Annotated in this window: 13 protein-coding genes; 6 read left to right on the forward strand and 7 right to left on the reverse strand. The window is 67.2% G+C overall.

The window, feature by feature from the left end; all coding sequences use genetic code 11:
* Positions 1–13 precede the first annotated feature (13 nt).
* Positions 14–817: an MBL fold metallo-hydrolase gene (locus GV161_RS25920; protein ID WP_152014755.1), complete on the forward strand. Its 804-nt coding sequence runs from the start codon at positions 14–16 to the stop codon at positions 815–817.
* Positions 818–1,014: 197 nt separating this feature from the next.
* Here GV161_RS25920 and GV161_RS25925 read toward each other — a convergent pair whose 3' ends face one another.
* The 3 genes from GV161_RS25925 to GV161_RS25935 form a co-directional block, all read right to left on the reverse strand.
* Positions 1,015–2,226 (reverse strand): MFS transporter, encoded by a 1,212-nt coding sequence (locus GV161_RS25925; protein ID WP_152014756.1) that lies wholly within the window; start codon positions 2,224–2,226, stop codon positions 1,015–1,017.
* 133 nt (positions 2,227–2,359) lie between these two features.
* Positions 2,360–2,806, reverse strand: coding sequence for a VOC family protein (locus GV161_RS25930; RefSeq protein WP_152014757.1), 447 nt, complete (start codon positions 2,804–2,806; stop codon positions 2,360–2,362).
* A 402-nt stretch (positions 2,807–3,208) separates the two neighbouring features.
* On the reverse strand, positions 3,209–3,922 hold the full coding sequence (locus tag GV161_RS25935) for a helix-turn-helix domain-containing protein (protein ID WP_349236844.1): 714 nt from the start codon (positions 3,920–3,922) through the stop codon (positions 3,209–3,211).
* On the opposite strand from GV161_RS25935, the gene GV161_RS25940 reads away from it, so the two are divergent.
* Both GV161_RS25940 and GV161_RS25945 read left to right on the forward strand, forming a co-directional pair.
* Positions 3,845–4,261, forward strand: a complete 417-nt coding sequence (locus tag GV161_RS25940) for a MaoC family dehydratase (protein ID WP_349236845.1) — start codon at positions 3,845–3,847, stop codon at positions 4,259–4,261. The two genes, GV161_RS25935 and GV161_RS25940, sit on opposite strands and share 78 nt — an antisense overlap.
* 137 nt (positions 4,262–4,398) lie before the next feature.
* Complete coding sequence (locus GV161_RS25945; RefSeq protein ID WP_152014760.1) at positions 4,399–5,379, forward strand: tripartite tricarboxylate transporter substrate binding protein; 981 nt, start codon at positions 4,399–4,401, stop codon at positions 5,377–5,379.
* A 12-nt stretch (positions 5,380–5,391) separates the two neighbouring features.
* Here GV161_RS25945 and GV161_RS25950 read toward each other — a convergent pair whose 3' ends face one another.
* A complete protein-coding gene (locus GV161_RS25950) occupies positions 5,392–5,943 on the reverse strand; it encodes a RecX family transcriptional regulator (protein WP_152014761.1) in 552 nt (183 codons plus the stop codon).
* A 1-nt stretch (position 5,944) separates the two neighbouring features.
* Positions 5,945–6,364, reverse strand: a complete 420-nt coding sequence (gene arfB / locus GV161_RS25955) for an alternative ribosome rescue aminoacyl-tRNA hydrolase ArfB (protein WP_152014762.1) — start codon at positions 6,362–6,364, stop codon at positions 5,945–5,947.
* Positions 6,365–6,401: 37 nt separating this feature from the next.
* Here arfB and mazG point away from each other — a divergent pair, with 37 nt between their 5' ends.
* Positions 6,402–7,238, forward strand: a complete 837-nt coding sequence (mazG, locus tag GV161_RS25960; protein ID WP_152014763.1) for a nucleoside triphosphate pyrophosphohydrolase — start codon at positions 6,402–6,404, stop codon at positions 7,236–7,238.
* A 60-nt stretch (positions 7,239–7,298) separates the two neighbouring features.
* Here mazG and GV161_RS25965 read toward each other — a convergent pair whose 3' ends face one another.
* Positions 7,299–8,132: an invasion associated locus B family protein gene (locus GV161_RS25965; RefSeq protein ID WP_152014764.1), complete on the reverse strand. Its 834-nt coding sequence runs from the start codon at positions 8,130–8,132 to the stop codon at positions 7,299–7,301.
* A gap of 239 nt (positions 8,133–8,371) precedes the next feature.
* Between GV161_RS25965 and GV161_RS25970 the strand changes: the two genes are divergently transcribed.
* Together GV161_RS25970 and GV161_RS25975 are read left to right on the forward strand one after the other, a co-directional pair.
* Entirely contained in the window at positions 8,372–10,222 is a 1,851-nt protein-coding gene (locus tag GV161_RS25970; RefSeq protein WP_152014765.1) for an extracellular solute-binding protein, read from the forward strand.
* Between the two features lie 14 nt (positions 10,223–10,236).
* Positions 10,237–11,265, forward strand: a complete 1,029-nt coding sequence (locus GV161_RS25975) for an AMP-binding protein (protein WP_159650423.1) — start codon at positions 10,237–10,239, stop codon at positions 11,263–11,265.
* A gap of 133 nt (positions 11,266–11,398) precedes the next feature.
* Here GV161_RS25975 and mfd read toward each other — a convergent pair whose 3' ends face one another.
* Entirely contained in the window at positions 11,399–14,947 is a 3,549-nt protein-coding gene (gene mfd, locus GV161_RS25980; RefSeq protein ID WP_152014767.1) for a transcription-repair coupling factor, read from the reverse strand.
* Positions 14,948–14,973: the final 26 nt, after the last annotated feature.

The following is a 14,973-nucleotide window of genomic DNA, read 5'->3' on the forward strand; positions in this document are numbered from 1 at the left end:
CTTGCGCCGCCGCATGAGCCTGACCGTCACCATCCTCGGCTGCGGCTCATCCGGCGGCGTGCCGCGACCGGGTTCCGGTTGGGGCGCCTGCGATCCGAACAATCCGAAGAACCGGCGCCGGCGCTGCTCGCTACTGGTCGAGCGCCGCGGCGCGGACGGCGCGACGAGCGTGCTGATCGACACCACGCCGGACCTGCGCGAGCAGCTCCTGTCAGCCGAGATCAACCGGCTCGACGCGACGCTGTTCAGCCACGACCATGCCGACCACACCCATGGCATCGACGATCTGCGCGCGCTCGTGCTGCATATGCGCAAGCGCATCCCGGTCCACGCCGATGCCGTAACGGCCGCGACGCTGCGCCAGCGCTTCGGCTATCTGTTCGAGACGCCGCCCGGCAGCTTGTATCCGCCGATCCTCGATCTGAAGCCGCTCGCAGCCGGCGAACCGCTCGTGATCGACGGCGCTGGCGGACCGATCGAGACATTGCCGTTCCGCCTCGAGCACGGCCCGAACTATGACGCGCTCGGCTTCCGCTTCGGCGATTTTGCCTATGCGCCTGATGTCAGCGCGATCCCGCCAGAAGCGATGGCGGCGATGAGCGGGCTCGACACGCTCGTCCTCGACTGCCTGCGTGAATCGCCGCATCCCAGCCACTTCAATCTCGAACAGTCGCTGGAAGCGATCGCACAGATGAAGCCGCGCCGCGCGATCCTGACCAACCTCCATGTCGATCTCGATTATGCCAACCTGTCCAAGCGCTTGCCGGACAACATTGAAGCAGCGTTCGATGGCATGAAGCTGACGGTCGAGAGATAGGCTGGCATCGAAGCGGCATTTCCGGGTGTCAATTTAAGTTCCATAATATGTCTTATGCGAATCGAATTTAGGCTGGTGGAGCGCCTCGCTCTCCAGTCCCTCCACTCTGTCATCCAACGCCTGGCGCAACTGCACCAGGCGTCGAAGCGATGAGCTGACCACGTTGAACGCACGCGCCATCACGAGGCGCGCGCGCTTCACGCCATGACCATCTCTTCCCGCTTCTCGGGAAACGGCCGGAAGGTCCACAGGATCAGCATCGCCGCCAGACCCAGGATCCAGGAGCCGACATACATCGGCGCGTAGGTGCCGAACCGGTCATAGATCACGCCGCCGAGCAGCGGGCCGGTCGACATGCCGAGGCTGCCGGCCATCGCCGTGCCGCCGATGATCGTGCCCATCATCTTCAGCGGGAAATTCTCGCGGATGATCACCGCATAGAGCGGCATGGTGCCGGCGTAGATGAAGCCGACGATCACCGCCACGGCATAGAAGCCGCCGAGCTCGCCGACGAAGGCATAGGCCAGCACGCCGAAGGCTTGGGCCAGTAGTCCGAGGATCAGGACTCGCTGCGCGCCGAACCGGTCTCCCGCCAGACCGAAGCCGAGCCTGCCGAACATGCCGGCCAGCCCCTCGACGCTATAGATCGACACGGCCGCGAGCATCGGGATGCCACAGGTCACGGCATAGCTCACCGTGTGGAAGATCGGCCCGGAATGGGTGGCGCAGCAGAAGAAGTTCGCCAGCATGAGCGTGACGAACTGCGGCGAGCGCACCGCCTGGCCGACGCTCATCTCCGATTGGGGTTCGACTGCCGTCTCGGCCTGCATACCGCCTGCCTCCAAGGCGGGCGGGCGCCGTACGAGGAGCGCCGCGGGGATCATCAGTGCCGCCGCGATGCCGGCGATGATCTGCATCGAGGCACGCCAGTCATGGATGGTGACCAGCCAGGCTGCGAGCGGCGCCATGGTCATCGGCGCCATGCCCATGCCAGCGGAAACGAGCGAGACTGCAAGGCCACGCTGCGTGTCGAACCAGCCGGTGACGCAGGCCATCATCGGCGCAAAGACGGCCGCAGTCGCCGCACCGACGAAAAGGCCGAAGAGCAGCTGGAATTCGACCAGCGAACCCGCCCTGCTCGCGAGCGCCAGGCTCGCAGCCAGGACGATCGATCCGGTCAGCACCACCGGGCGCGGCCCATAGCGGTCGGAGAGATTGCCCCAGACCATGCTGGCCGCCGCCATGGCGAGGAAGCCGATCGTCATCGCCGTGGAAATGCCGGTGACCGACCAGCCGGTATCCTGCGACATCGGCCGCAGGAAGACCGGCAACGAGAACATGGCGCCGATCGCGACGCAGCCGAGCAGGCCGCCTGCGGCGACGATCACCCAGCGATAGGATTGGTTCATGGTCTTCTCCGGGATGTTCGATGAGCGCCCCGGTCAGCCGTCCTGGGCCTCGCAGGTGCGCTCGGTATCGCAAGGACGCATCGGCCTTCGCCCTGCCGACATCCCGTCGCTTTTTTTTGCGGATCCGGCCGGCTCAGCCCTGCGGCGGCTTCCAGTCGGCCGACGGGATAGTGTTGACCATCCACGGGATCCCGAACTTGTCGACGAGAGAGCCGAAGCCGGGCGACCAGAAGGTTTCGCTGAACGGCATCACTGCCCTGCCCCCGTCAGCCAACTGCTCGAACCAGCGCTGGCCCTGGGCCTTGTCGTCGGTGTGCAGTGTCACGTCGAAGCCGTTCTTGGGCTTGTCGATGTTATGGGCCCAGGCGGTGTCCATGTCGGCGCCCATCAGCGCCTGATCGCCGACCTCGAGCCAGCAATGCATCAGCCAGCTCTTGTACTTCTCGTCGGTGATCGGCATGCCCGGAGGACCGTCGCCATAGGGCATGGCGGCGGTTATCTTGCCGCCCAGGATCTTGGCGTAGAACTCGAACGCCTCGCGGCACTGACCCTGGAAGCTCAGGCTGGTCACGATCTTCATGGTCGTCTCCCATTTTTCGTTTGCGATCGGCGCAAAGCGGACGGCATCGACCGACCGGAACGCGCCCAGGATAGTCGAGCCCCAGCCCGCGCTTTTGGCGAAGCCATCATTGTCCGAGGGCATCGCAGCAGGTCTTCGCCAACCAGCGATTGCCCATGCGGCTCCAGCTCATCGCCAAACGCATCCTGGCGAAGAAGGTTCAAGCCAGCTGCCATGCACAACAAGCTCGGCGTTTTATGTACGTTGGTATCAACGTAAATGACCGACGAATGTCAATCTCCGCGGTCAACACTCCTGCCAACCCATTGGCTTCGACGTGATGCAAAACGCCCGGATTTCCCGGCCGATTCCGGTCACGGCGATCCTGACAGCCGCACACGCTCGGCTGCCCTGCTCCGTGTCTCAGCGCTGGCGAAACGCGCTGTGGCGCTCCTCGCGTTCCTGCGCGAACGCTTCTCCGATCCGCGCTCGCGCGTCATGAGCGCCAAATGGCTCGCCGCAAGCCGAGCAGGTCAAGGTGAGGCTTGTCGCCTGCCCGCAGCCGCAATGAACCACCTCAAGCGCAGGCGGATCGCCGGCCTCGAAGCCGCCCCAGCTTTCGCCCCATGACTTGAGGCCGAGCAGGATCGGGTAGAGGGCGAGCCCCTTCTCCGTCAGGCGGTATTCATGCCTAGCCGGACGGTCGCTGTAGCGGCGCCGGCAGATTACGCCGTCGCTCTCCAGACGCTTGAGACGGCTGGAGAGCAGATGGGACGACATGCCGGTCTGGGCCTGGAATTCCTCGAAACGCCGCGTCGCCAGGAAGAGCTCGCGCAGGATGAGCATCGTCCAGCGATCGCCGACGACCGCGAGCGCACGCGCGATGGGGCAGAGAGTGCCTCCGACCTCGGACCAGCCCATATTGACTCCCTTCAAAAATTGAAGTGACTTTGCCTGCATCGGCTTGCCCAGACAAGAGGAAGGCCCATGCACATGAAGGACGGTGCGCCTGCCCGAACCGAGCCGCGATATCTTGAGGACTTCGACGCTGGCGACCGCATCGCCTCCGGCAGTTTCGAGATGACGGCGGAACTGATCCGATCCTTTGCCGAGTTCTACGACCCGCAGCCCATGCATATCGATGAGGCTGCAGCCCGCCAGACGATCTTCGGCGAGTTGGTCGGCAGCGGCTGGCAGACGCTGGCGATCACCATGCGGCTTCTCGTCGATGCCAGGCTGCTCGGCGGCAATCCCATCGTCGGCGCCGAATTCGCGAACCTGCGTTTCCACCGCCCGGTGCGCCCGGGCGACGGCCTCAAGGCGACCGCCGAGGTGCTCCGGACCCGCCCGTCACGCAGCCGCCCGGATCGCGGGTTCATGGACCTTGAGGTCACCACGACAAACCAGCGCGACGAGACTGTTCTCACCCAGGTCTGGACCCTGATCGTACCGACACGCGCGACAGCTGGCAGCTGACGAGCCGGCAGACCCTGCTTTGGTCGGGTTGCCATTCAGGCGTCGCGATGCCCTAATCTGCCGCAACGCTCGGCATTTCGCCTGAAGCGATCGCAAGGACCTTGAAGAGTCCGGACAGTCCAAGGGAGATCAAATCGATGTCGAAGTCCGGCTGGCTCGGCGCGCTGGCGCTCGCCACCCTCACCCAGCTCGTCCCGGCGACGCCGGCAACGGCTCAGGCCTGGCCGCAGCGGCCCGTCAGCTTCATCGTGCCGTTCCCGGCCGGCGGCGGCACCGACGCCTTCGCCCGTCCCCTCGCCGCCCAGCTCGAACAGCAGCTCGGCCAGCGCATCCTGATCGACAATCGCGGCGGTGCCGGCGGCACGGTCGGCGCCTCGGCCGCCTCCAAGGCCGCGTCCGACGGCTACACCTTCTTCATCGGTGCCGCGCACCACGCCATCGCGCCGGCGCTCTACCCGAAGCTCGACTACAACATCCAGACCGATTTCATCCCGATCGGGGTGATCGCCCAGCCGCCGCAGGTCGTGGTCGTCCATCCCGGCAAGGTCCAGGCCAAGACGCTGGCGGAACTGATCGACTTCGCCAAGAAGAACCCCGACAAGCTGAACTATGGCTCGGCCGGAAACGGCACCACGCACCACCTCGCCGGCGAATTGTTCAAGCTCACCACCAAGATCAATCTGACCCATGTCCCCTATCGCGGCGCCGGTCCGCTGATGCAGGATCTCGTCGCCGGCCAGGTCGACCTCGCTTTCGACGGGCTCGGCTCTTCCGCCGCGCAGATCTCCAGCGGCACGCTGCGAGCGCTCGCCGTCGCCGCGCCCAAGCGCGCCAGCGCCTTCCCCGATGTCCCGACCACGGCCGAAGCCGGCGTGCCGGGCTACGAGGTCTCGACCTGGTATGCGATGTGGGCGCCGAAGAACACGCCGCCCGAGATCGTCGCGAAGATGACGGCCGAGCTGCAGAAAGCGCTGGCTACGCCCATGGTGACCGAGGCCTGGAAGAAGAACGGCTCGGAAATCCCGAACCTCTACGGCCCCGCCTTCGGCGACTTCGTCAAGGTCGAGGTCGCGCGCTGGGGCAAGGTCGTGGCCGAGGCCAACGTCAAGCCTGATTGATCTGTCCGGCGGTCACCCGCCCTCGCCCGCGTCGTCGATCACGGCGCGGGCGATCGCCAGGCTGAAGCCGGCCCGCGCCAGCGCGGCGATATCCTTCTGGCGTTGAGCGGCGCGATCACCGCGGCTCCATGGTCCGAGGCGCTTGCGGCGAGCGGCGATGCGCGCGGCATCCAGCTCGGCCTCCTCGTCGGCCACCACCACTTCGGCGACAAGGCCGCGCTCGACGCCCCTGGTCGCAAGCCCGGCCGCCACGGCCCGCGCCGAGCGCCCCTTGCGGCGCAGGCTCTGCGCCCGCGCCTCGGCGAAACGGCGGTCATCGACGAGGCCCGAGGCGACGCAGGACCTGACGATCTCCTCGACCGCCGTGCGAAAGGCCTGGGGGTCCTGCCCGTGATGCCGGCAGCTGCGCTCGACCTTGCGCATCAGGACACGCTGCAATTGCGCCGCCGGGACCGAATAGCGTTCGAGATAATAGAGCGCGGCTCGCCGCAGATAGGCCGCATCGACCAGTCTCGGCGCCGGCCGCTCTCCCGGCGCCGCCTCTCCGCCCCGCCCTGACGCCAAGCTAGTCGAACCTCGGCTTGCCGCGGGTCGACTTGACCGAGGAGCGCTTCTCCTTCGAGGCCAGGCGCCGCTCTTTCGAGGCTTTGGTCGGCTTGGTCACCCGCCGGACCTTCGGCCGCACTTCCGCCTGCCTGATCAGCTCGACCAGCCGCGCCAGCGCCTCCTCGCGGTTGCGGCTCTGGCTGCGATGCTCCTGCGCCATGATGACGATCACGCCATCCTGCGTCAGCCGGCTGCCGGCGAGCTTCATCAGGCGGAGCGCGACGTCATTGGGCAGCGAGGCCGAGCGGCGTGCGTCGAACCGAAGCTCGACCGCGGTCGAGACCTTGTTGACGTTCTGCCCGCCCGGACCAGAGGCGCGCACGAAGCTCTCCTCGATCTCGCTGTCGTCGATCGCGATGGACGGGGTCACTTGAATCATGGGAGGACGCTACCCCAACCTGAGAAGGATTGCAGCGATGAAGCCAGCTCGCGACATCGAGCGCCTGATCGAGATCATGGCCGCGCTGCGCACCCCGGGTACCGGCTGCCCCTGGGATCTCGAGCAGGACTTCGCCTCGATCGCGCCCTACACGATCGAGGAGGCCCATGAGGTCGCCGATGCCATCGCCCGCGGCGATCTCGTCGATCTCAAGGACGAGCTTGGCGACCTCTTGCTGCAGGTCGTGTTCCACGCCCAGATGGCGCAGGAGCAGGGCAGCTTCGCCTTTCCCGACGTCGTCGAGGCGATCACCACCAAGCTGATCCGCCGGCATCCGCATGTCTTCGGCGATGTGCGCGATCTGTCACCCGCTGAGGTCAAGGCGCTCTGGGGGCAGATCAAGGCGCAGGAGAAGGCCGACAAGGCACGCGCCAGAGCCGAGGCCGGATTGCCGGAGCCTCCGGAGGCCAAGGGCGTGCTCGCCGGCGTGCCGACCACCCTGCCCGCGCTGACCCGTGCCTGGAAGCTGCAGGCCAAGGCCTCGACGGTCGGCTTCGACTGGAACAATGCTCGCCTCGTGCTGGACAAGGTCCGTGAAGAGACCGCCGAGATCGAGGAGGCGCTCGCCGGCGGCGACAAGGCTGCGATCCAGGAGGAGATCGGCGACCTGCTCTTCGTGGTGGCCAACCTCGCTCGCCATGTCGATGCCGACCCCGAGGCCTGCCTGACTGCCGCCAACGCCAAGTTCGAACGGCGCTTCGCGGGCATAGAGGCCGCGCTGGAGCGCCAGGGGCGCGAGCCGCGGCAGGCCACCCTGGAGGAGCTCGAAGAGCTCTGGCAGCAGGTCAAGCGCACCGAGCGCGCGACCCCTTGAACAAATGAAAACGCCGGGCACGAGGCCCGGCGTCGATAGCGATTTTACCTGGTCGATCGATCAGGGCTTCGGAGCCGGCGCGGGCGTCGCGCCCGGAGCCGGGGCGGCCGGCGTACCGGGGGCCGGCGCCGCGCCAGGCGTGGCCTCGGCGCCGCCGAGGCGCTTGCGCAGCTCTTCCTGGCGCTTGGCGAGCTCGTCCTGCAGCGCCTTCTGCTGCTCTTCCAGAACCTTCGGATCGATCGGCGCGCCGTCGAAGGCCTTGGCGAAGTCAGCCATCGGGATGGCGAAGGTGACCTCGCGCGCACCCTGGTTCTGCACGCTGATGTTGAGGGTGGTGCCCTTCTTCATCGCGTTGATGAAGTCGTCCTTGACCTGCGCCTCGGCGAAGCAGCCGTTCGGGAAGCAGATCGCGTAACGGCCGGGCGTCGGCTGCGCGTTGTCGACGCCGAAGCGGATGCCCGGCTGCAGCAGCAGGCCGAGCGGCATCAGGAAGCGCACGATCTTGTTGGCGTCGCCCTTGACGTCGTAAACCGCGGCGGCAAGCACCGGCTGGCCCTGGTCCGAGACGAAGTCGCGGGTGGTGTAGCAGATTTCCTTGTTGGCGGCCGGGTCCTTGCCGCAGACCTTGGTCCAGCTCGTCTGCGACGGCTCGGGCTTCACCTGGACGACGGTCGGGCCGGTCTGCGCAGCCTGGCCCTGGGCCGGCTGCTGAGCCGGAGCGGGCTGCTGCGCCGGCGCGGCCGGGCGGCTCGCCGGGCGCTGCGGCTGCGCCTGCTGCGCGCTCGCGGCGATCGGAGCTAGAGCGACGGCGGCGCCCAGGATGAGCACGAGGCCGCGGACCGTGCTCTTCGCGGTGGCGCCCTGGCTCCGGGACAGGCGGGTCGAAGCTGACATCTGCGTTTCCTTGACCATGAAACTGGTTCGGCCGCCGTATCCGGCGGCATGCATCACCCAAGGCTCAACCAGCAAGGTGCCGGAGCCGGTGGCGGCGTGAGCACATCAAGCGAGATTGCGGCGTTTGGATGACGCCCGGCCTGCGTTTAGCGAGTTCCGTCGCAGGTTTCCAGCCCCGAAGAGCCCGGCGCGACAAGTTTGATCGCATGTTATCCTGCGGCAGGGAATCAGTTTCGAGCATGCATCGACCTTTCAGCGCAGCGGCGCGTTCCGCTTGGTGTCTCGGGCTCGCCCTGGCGGGCCTGGCGGTTTTCGGGCCGATCGGGAACCTGCGCGCTGCAGCGGCCGAGAACGATGCCGCCATCGCCATGCATGGCGAGCCGGAGCTGCCCAAGGGTTTCGCTCACCTGCCCTATGCCGATCCGCAGGCGCCGAAGGGCGGGCGAATCATCTACGGCCAGCAGGGCACCTTCGACAGCCTCAATCCGCTGGTGGTGCTGGGTGTCGCCCCCGACGCAGTGCCGCGCTATGTCCAGCAGAGCCTGCTCTTCCGCTCCGCCGACGAGCCTTTCACCGCCTATGGCTTGCTGGCGAGCAAGGTCGAGCTCAACACGGAGCGGACCCGCCTCGCCTTTGAGATCGATCCGCGCGCCCGCTTCTCCGATGGCAAGCCGGTGACGGCTGAGGACGTGATCTTCACCTTCGAGATGCTGAAGACCAAGGGCAAGCCGTTCCATCGCTCGAGCCTGGCGCGAGTGACCAAGGTCGAGGCACCCTCGCCCGATCGCGTCGTTTTCGAGCTCGGCGACGGTTCCAACCGTGAATTGCCGCTGGTGATCGGCGCCATGCCGATCTTCGCCAAGCACGCGACCAACGCCGAGAAGTTCGGCGATACCAGCTTCAAACCGGCGCTCGGCTCCGGTCCCTACCTCGTTGAGGAGGTCAAGCCCGGTGAGATGCTCAGGCTGAAGCGCCGCAAGGATTTCTGGGCTGAGGATCATGCGCTCACACGTGGCCTCTTCAACGCCGACGAGATCCGCTACGATTTCTACCGCGATTCCAATGCCTTGTTCGAAGCTTTCAAGGCTGGGCTTTATGACGTCCGCCTTGAAAGCGACCCGACGCGCTGGATGACCGGCTATGACGTGCCCGCCGTGCGCGATGGCCGGATCGTCCGCGATACGTTCCGCTTCCAGACGCCCAAGGGCATGACCGGGCTGGTCTTCAACACACGCCGCCCGCAATTCGCCGATATCCGCGTCCGCGAGGCGCTGGCGATGCTGTTCGACTTCGAATGGGCTAATCGCAACCTGTTCCACGGCGTCTATCGCCGTGCCGGCAGCTTCTTCGCCGACAGCGAGCTCTCGGCACTGGGTGTAGCCGCCGATGAGCGCGAGAAGGCGCTGCTCGCGGCTTTTCCAGGCGCCGTGCGGGACGACATCCTCGCCGGAACCTGGGCACCGGCCGCGACCGACGGTTCCGGCCGCGACCGCGACCAGGCGCGTCGCGCGCTCGATCTGCTGGAAGCCGCCGGCTACCGGCTGGACGACGGGCAGTTGCGCAAGGATGGCCAGAGCGAGGCTTTCGGCTTCGAGATCACCGTCACCAACCGCCCGCAGGAACGGCTGGCGCTGAACTATGCGACCTCGCTCGCCCGCCTGGGCATCACCGTCTCGGTGCGGTTGATCGACGACGTCCAGTACTGGCGCCGGCTCTCGACCTTCGACTTCGACATGATCCAGTGGACCTGGCCGGCCTCGGCCTCGCCCGGCAACGAGCAGATCGGACGCTGGGGCTCGGCCAATGCCGAGCGCAAGGGCGCGCTCAACTATGCCGGCGTGCGCTCGCCAGCCATCGACGCGACGCTGCAGGCACTGCTGGCGGCACGAACGCGCGAGGATTTCGTCGCCACGGTGCGCACGCTCGACCGTTTGCTGCTGTCCGGCTTCTACGTCGTGCCGCTCTACTATCTGCCGGAGACGTGGCTGGCGCGTGCGCGCGAGATCTCCCTGCCCAAGCGGCGACCGAAATTCTTCTTCTCCAATGAGACGCTGGCGCGGTCGCCCTCCCCGCCCGCGCCCGCCAACTAGGTCCGGCAATGCGGATGGGCTCCGACGAAATCTCCATCGGCGCGCTGGTCGAAGGGCTCGATTTCGACAGCCTGCTCAAGGCGCTCGCCGCCCGTCGCGGCTATGAGCCGGCCTTCCGCGACCCGCCGGGCCGGCGCGACTGGAGCGATTTTTCCCCCAATGCCTTCGGCTTCGCCGAGCTCGACGGCCGCGTCGACCGGCTCGCCAACCTTCTCCTCCTCGCCAAGCCCCAGCCCGGCGCCTGCGTCGCGATCCTGGCGCCGCTCGGCCCTGAGGCGCTGATCTCGATCCTTGCCAGCCTGCGGGCCGGCCTGTCGCCGATGCTCCTGCCGACGCATGCCAAGGAAACGGAACTCTTGCCCATTATCGAGCGCTCCGGCGCCGTCATGGCGCTGGGCGTGCCGCGGATCGGCGAATTGCAGCCTTTGCACCTGCTCCGGGACGTCGCCGCCCGTTCCTTCGGCATGCGCTTCATCGGCGGCTTCGGGGCGCGCGTACCGGACGGCGTCGCGGCGCTGGAGCCGCTGCTCGGCCACGGTGCCACGCCGTCGGCTCTGCCGCCGGCTGCGGTCCGGGCGCCGATCCGCGTCGTCGACGGCCACAGCCTCGCCGGCCCCTTCCCAGTCAGCGAGAAGGAGGTGCTTGCCAAGGCGCTCGAGATCTCGCGCGTGCTGAAGCCGCTCACCTCATCGCGCATCGTCACCACGCTGGTCGGCGGCGATCTCGCAGCGCTCGCGACCGGCCCCGGCATCGCATTGCTGACCGGCGTCGAATTGCTGCCGCTCGGCCTGTTCATGCTCGACGATCTGCGCGCCTGCCTGGAAGGCGGGCGCATGGTCCATCTCGTCATCCCCGCGGCGCTGGAGCCGGCGCTGGCGCGCTCGCGACTCGGCGGCCACAAGGCACTGAGCAGCCTCGTCGTCACCCGCCGCGCCGGCGAGGATGATGGACTGCCGCGCCTCGACCGGCCCGATCTCGCCATCGTCGACGTGATCACGCACGCACCCGAGCGCGTCGAGATCAGGCGGCGCAATCCGGGCTGAACAAGTCGAGGGGCGCCGTCATGCTCGGGCTTGACCCGAGCATCTCAGGCCGGCTGAGACTCTAATAGCACCTTCTCATCCAGAGATTCTCGGGTCTGCGCTTCGCTTCGCCCGAGAATGACGGCTTTCTCCGCTACGCCGCCTTCTTCCGCTCGGCGATACGCGCGAGATCGGTGAGCAGCCGGCGCGTGCCGGTCAGGCGCTGCTCGGCTGTCTCGAAATCGTCGATGAAGACGACGCGCATGTCGGGGCGGACCTTGGCCAGCGTCCCGATCTTCGCGACATAAGAGACCAGCCCTTCCGGATTGGCGAACTCGTTGTCGCGGAAGGCGACGATGATGCCCTTCGGCCCGGCCTCGACCTTCTCGACATTGGCGCGCTTGCACAAAGCCTTGATCGCGACGATCTCCAGGAGCTGCTTGACCTCCTCCGGCAGCGGGCCGAAGCGGTCGATCAGTTCGGCGCCGAAGGATTGCAGCTCGGCGTCGTCGTCCATGGTGGAGAGGCGCTTGTAGAGCGTGAGCCTCAGCGTCAGATCGCCGACATAGTGCTCGGGGATCATCACCGGCGCGCCGATCTGGATGCTCGGCGACCAGTGCGCATCGCTCTCGATCTCGATGCCGGCCTTCAGCGCTGCCACAGCCTCCTCCAGCATCTGCTGGTAAAGCTCGTAGCCGACCTCCTTGATGTGGCCGGACTGCTCGTCGCCGAGCAGGTTGCCGGCGCCTCTGATGTCGAGGTCGTGGCTGGCAAGCTGGAAGCCGGCGCCGAGCGTGTCGAGCGATTGCAGCACCTTCAGACGCCGATCGGCCTGCTCGGTCAGCTTGCGGTTGGCCGGCACGGTGAAGAGCGCATAGGCGCGCACCTTCGAGCGGCCGACGCGCCCGCGCAGCTGGTAGAGCTGCGCCAGGCCGAACATGTCCGCACGGTGGATGATCAGCGTATTCGCGGTCGGGATGTCGAGCCCGGATTCGACGATCGTGGTCGAGAGCAGGATATCGTACTGGCCCTCATAGAAGGCCGTCATCACGTCTTCAAGCGTGCCCGCAGCCATCTGGCCATGGGCGATGCCGACCTTGCACTCCGGCACCTGCTTGTCGAGGAAGTCCTTGACGTCGGCGATGTCCTCGATGCGTGGGACGACATAGAACGAGCGCCCACCGCGGTAGCGTTCGCGCAGCAGCGCCTCGCGCACGATCAGCGGATCGAACGGCGTGACGAAGGTGCGCACCGCCAGGCGGTCGACCGGCGGTGTCGCGATGATCGAGAGTTCGCGCACCCCGGTCATGGCGAGCTGGAGCGTGCGCGGGATCGGCGTCGCGGTCAGCGTCAGCATGTGCACCTCGGCGCGCATCTCCTTCAGCCGCTCCTTATGGGCGACGCCGAAATGCTGCTCCTCGTCGACGATGACGAGGCCGAGATCCTTGAAGTCGATGCCCTTGCCGAGCAGCGCATGGGTGCCGACAGTGATGTCCATCGTGCCGTCGGAAATGCCCTGCTTCACCGCCTTGAGATCGGGCGCCGAGACGAAGCGCGAGGCCTGGCCGACCTTCACAGGGAGCCCGGCGAAGCGCTCGGCGAAATTGCGATAGTGCTGACGCGCCAGCAGCGTCGTCGGCACCACGACCGCGACCTGCTTGCCGGCGAGCGCCGCGGTGAAGGCGGCGCGCAACGCGACCTCGGTCTTGCCGAAGCCGACATCGCCGCAGACCAGCCGGTCCATCGGCCGCCCGGCGGCGAGGTCCTCCAGCACGGCGTCGATGGTGTTCTGCTGGTCCTCGGTCTCCTCATAGGGGAAGCGGGCGCAGAATTCGTCGTAGAGCCCGTCCTGCGGGATCAGGCGTGGCGCCTCCTTGAGGGCGCGGGCGGCGGCGATCTGGATCAGCTTGCCCGCCATCTCGCGGATGCGCTGCTTCAGCTTGGCCTTGCGCGCCTGCCAGCCGCCGCCACCGAGCCGGTCGAGCACGACCTCGGTGTCCTCCGAGCCGTAGCGCGAGAGCAGCTCGATATTCTCCGCCGGCAGGAACAGCTTGGCGTCGCCGGCATAGTGGATTTCGAGGCAGTCATGCGGCGCGCCGGCCGCGGTGATCGTCTGCAGGCCGACGAAGCGGCCGATGCCGTGGTCGACATGGACGACGATGTCACCGGGGGTCAGCGAGGAAAGCTCGTTGATGAAATCCTGCGGGCGGCGCGTCTTCTTGCGCGGGCGCACCAGCCGGTCGCCGAGAATGTCCTGCTCACCGATGACCGCGAGCTTCCCAGCCTCGAAGCCGGTCTCGAAGCCCCAGACCGCAAGCGCGGTGGTGCCGGGCTTGAGGTCGAAAGCGGCCCGTAAGCTACCGGTCATCTGCACGGTCTTGAGACCATGATCCGCCAGCACATGCGCGAGGCGCTCGCGCGAGCCCTCCGACCAGGCGGCGAGGATGACGCGCCGCCCCTCGGCTTCCAGTGCCTTCACATGCGCGACGGTCGCGTCGAAGACGCTGCCGGAATTGTCGGCGCGTTCGGCGGCGAAGCTGCGGCCCTGCTTGCCGGCGAGATCGACGACGAGCTTGCCCTCGCTCTCGGGCAGCTGGAACGGCGTCAGCGAGGCGACACCAGCCTCGCCAATGATGCCGCGCCAGTCGGCCGGTGTCAGGTAGAGCGCTTCCGGCGGCAGCGGCTTGTAGGGCACCGAACCCGGCGAAGGCTGGTCGAGCGCGTTCTTGCGGGCGTCGTAATAGTCCTTGATCAGGCTGATGCGCTCACCGACCGCGTCGTCGGCGTGATGGTCGAGCACCACAGGCACATCGGGCAGATAGGTGAAGAGCGTGTCGAGCTTCTCTGCCAGCAGCGGCAGCCAATGCTCCAACCCTGCGGGGCGCCGGCCCTCGCTCACCGCCTCGTAGAGCGTGTCGTCGCGGCCCGGCGTGCCGAAGGTCGCGATGTAAGACTGGCGGAAGCGACGGATCGAGTCGCTCGTCATCTGCGCTTCCGACATCGGCACGAGGTCGAGTCCGCGCAACTGCCCGGTGGTGCGCTGCGTCTCCGGATCGAAGGTGCGGATCGATTCCAGGGTGTCGCCGAAGAAGTCGAGCCGGATCGGCGCCGGCATGCCCGGCGGGAAGAGGTCGACGATGCCGCCGCGCACGGCGAACTCGCCGGTCTCGCGCACGGTCGAAGTCCGGAGGTAGCCGTTGACGTCGAGCCAGCGCGCCAATTCCTCGGTGTCGACCATGTTGCCTGGCGCGGCCGAGAAGCTCTCCGACGCCACCTTGCCGAAGGACGGCACGCGCTGGAGCGCGGCATTGACGGTGGTCAGCAGCAGGCGCGGCCGATCGCCCGATTTGGTCCGGGCGAGGCGCGACAGCGTCGTCATCCGGTGCGCCACGATCGAGGGCGCTGGCGAGACACGGTCATAGGGCTGGCAGTCCCAGGCCGGGAAGGTCATCACCTCGAGATCGGGCGCGACGAACTGCAGCGCATTCTCCAGCACCTGCAGGCGCTGGCCGTCGCGGGCGACGAAAACGATCAGCGCCGGCCCTTCCGACTTCTTGGCGCGGGCACGCGTCAGGTCGGCGAGCACGACGGCATCGAAGCCGTCGGGCACGCCGGAAAGCGTCGGCTTGTCGCCGCGGTTCAGCGCGTCGAGGACGCGGTCGAGCTGCGGCTTGGCGATCTGCGCGGGAGGCGGAATGCTCATCGGGACATCGATCTCAAGGCGTCATT

The organism is Bosea sp. 29B, assembly GCF_902506165.1.
Classification (GTDB): Bacteria; Pseudomonadota; Alphaproteobacteria; order Rhizobiales; family Beijerinckiaceae; genus Allobosea.